Source organism: Chitinophaga sp. (assembly GCF_035564935.1).
GTDB lineage: Bacteria > Bacteroidota > Bacteroidia > Chitinophagales > Chitinophagaceae > Chitinophaga.
The window spans coordinates 1-2,689 of sequence record NZ_DATMTE010001095.1 but is presented as its reverse complement, the minus strand read 5'-3'; the positions used below and the strand labels follow the sequence as shown (position 1 = coordinate 2,689).

Genomic DNA, 2,689 nt, shown 5'->3' with positions numbered 1-2,689 from the left:
GCTTTCTTAGCTACTGGTTTTGCAGCGGCTTTCTTTGCTGGTACGGCTTTCTTAGCTACTGGTTTTGCAGCGGCTTTCTTTGCTGGTGCTGTTTTCTTAGGTTCTGCTTTAGCTGCAGCCTTTTTAGCGGGTTCGGTTTTCTTAGCAGTCGCTTTTGCTGCTGGCGCCGCCTTCTTTGTTACCGGTGCAGCAGCTGCTTTTTTAGTGGCAGATGCTGGTTTAGCAGCGGCTTTCTTCGCTGGTGCTTTGGCAACAGGTTCCTGCTTAGCAGTTGTTTTACTGGCAACTGCTTTTTCTACAACCGGCGCTGGTGATGGCACAGGCGCCACTGGTGTTACGGGTACAACCGGTGCTGCCGCAGGTATTACCGGCGCTTCCTGTGTTACAGGTACCACGTGCGTTTCCACCATCACCTGGTCTACCACCGGCAATGGCTTGGGCTCTCCGAGAGACACTTCCGGTGCTTTCTGAGGAGCTTTTGCCGCCTGTTCCCAGGGTTTATAAGGACGTTTGTCTTTCTTCTTTTTCCGGTCGCCCCGGCGATCCTCATGGCGATGATCCCCTTTACGGTCGTCGCGGCGTTCATCGCGGCGTTTGGGCTGGAATGCAGCAGCGGGTGTACCGGTGCCTGTGAGCTCGTCTTCCAGGTCGTAATCCAGCTGACGCTTGGCCAGGCTGGCGGCTACCACACGGATGCTCACCTTTTCGCCTATACGAAACTTACGGCCTGTGCGCTGGCCCACCAGGGAGTATTCCCCTTCGTTATACTGGAACTCTTCCCTTCTGTTCAGGTTATGGATGCTGATCAGTCCTTCGCATTTGGTATCCACGGTTTCCACCCAGAAGCCAAAATGCGCCACTCCGCTGATCACACCTTCAAAAGTATGACCAATGAACTGCTGCATATACTCTACCTGTTTGTATTTATTTCCGGCGCGTTCCGCTTCCATGGCCTTGCGTTCCATTTCAGAGCTATGCTTGCATTTCTGCTCCATTTGCTTGTCGGGACGCACGCTGTTGGCCAGGCACTCCGCCAGTACGCGGTGCACCAGTACATCGGGGTAGCGGCGGATGGGAGATGTAAAATGGCAGTAGTCTTCGAAACCAAGACCATAGTGCCCTACATTATTCACGGTGTAAATGGCTTTGGCCATTGTACGGATACCCAGTGTTTCAAGTACAGGCTGTTCCGGTTTCCCTTTCACCTGCGCCAGCATTTTATTGAAGGAGCCCGCAATGCTTTCCGGTGTGCTCAGGTCAAACTTATAACCAAACTTACCGGCGAACAATGCAAACACTTTCAGTTTTTCCGGGTCGGGTGTATCATGCACACGGTAAGGGAACGGGATGGGTTGTTTATTGATACGCAGTTTGCCTACGTACGCTGCCACGGTTTTATTGGCCAGCAGCATAAATTCTTCGATCAGCTGGTGTGCTTCTTTGCTTTCCTTGATAACAATGCCAATGGGTTTGCCGGTATCGTCCAGTTTGAAGCGTACTTCCTGCGAGGAAAAGTTAATGGCGCCATGCGCGAAACGCTGGTTACGCAGGTTCTGGGCAATACGGTTCAGCAGCATCACTTCGTTCCGGTAGGGGCCATCAGACTTGCGTTCAATGATCTCCTGTACCTCTTCGTAAGTAAAGCGGTGATCCGAGTGGATAACAGTACGGCCTATCCAGTGTTGTTTTACCTCTCCCTTATCGTTCATCTGGAACATGGCGGAGAAGGTAAGCTTATCTTCATGCGGGCGCAGGGAACAAAGCTCATTAGAGATCTTTTCCGGCAGCATGGGCAACACGCGGTCCGGCAGATACACGGAGGTAGCACGCTTATCTGCTTCTTTATCAAGTTCGGTGCCCGGCAGTACATAATGACTTACGTCGGCAATATGTACTCCCAGTTCATATAAACCGCTTTTCAGCAAGCGGATGGAAATGGCATCATCAAAATCCTTGGCATCCACCGGGTCGATGGTCATGGTGAGGAATTTGCGGATGTCTTTCCGTTTACCTATTTCTTCTTCCGAAATCACTTCACGGATGTTACCCAGTTCGTCTATTACCTCTTTGGGGAAATTCAGCGGGAAACCTGCTTCTATAAGGATTTCCTTCATGGCCAGGTCGTTGGTATCGCTGGCATCGAGGATCTCCACGATTTCACCCACGGGTTTGCGGGATTTTTCACCCCAGGCCACGATCTTTACCAGGGCCTTATCCCCGCTTTTTGCTTCCCCGAGGGAGTTGGCGGGAATATAGATATCCGGCATAAACAATCCTTTTTCAGGAATCAGGAAAGCAAAGTTTTTGCTGACCTGGAGTGTGCCGGTAAATTCAGTTTTATTTCGTTTAAGGATATCCGTTATAATGCCTTCCATGCGGCCTTCATTACGGCCGGTTTTCAATACATCCACTAAAACTTCATCCCTGTCGAGGGCGGTATGCAGGTTCTTCTGCTTTACCATGATATCTTTTGTAAGGCCATCTACGATAACAAAAGCCATTCCCGACTTTGTTACTTCCACTACGCCTTTAAAGGTTTTCTTTGGGCTATGGCTTTGCTGGGGGTTATTTGGGTTGTAATTACCGCCTTTTTTATTTTTCTTTTTTCTACTCATGTTAGTCGTAAGTTATTATTGACCCGGCGCCGGCAGGTGCCGGCTTATATAGTCAAAAATAAAGTTATTAAATA

General features: G+C 49.9%; 1 protein-coding gene. It reads right to left on the bottom strand.

Annotated elements, in window-relative coordinates; genetic code table 11:
- The coding region (gene rnr, locus VN105_RS28205; RefSeq protein ID WP_325646565.1) for a ribonuclease R at positions 1-2,615 on the bottom strand (2,615 nt) is incomplete at its 3' end.
- Between the last annotated feature and the right edge of the window lie 74 nt (positions 2,616-2,689).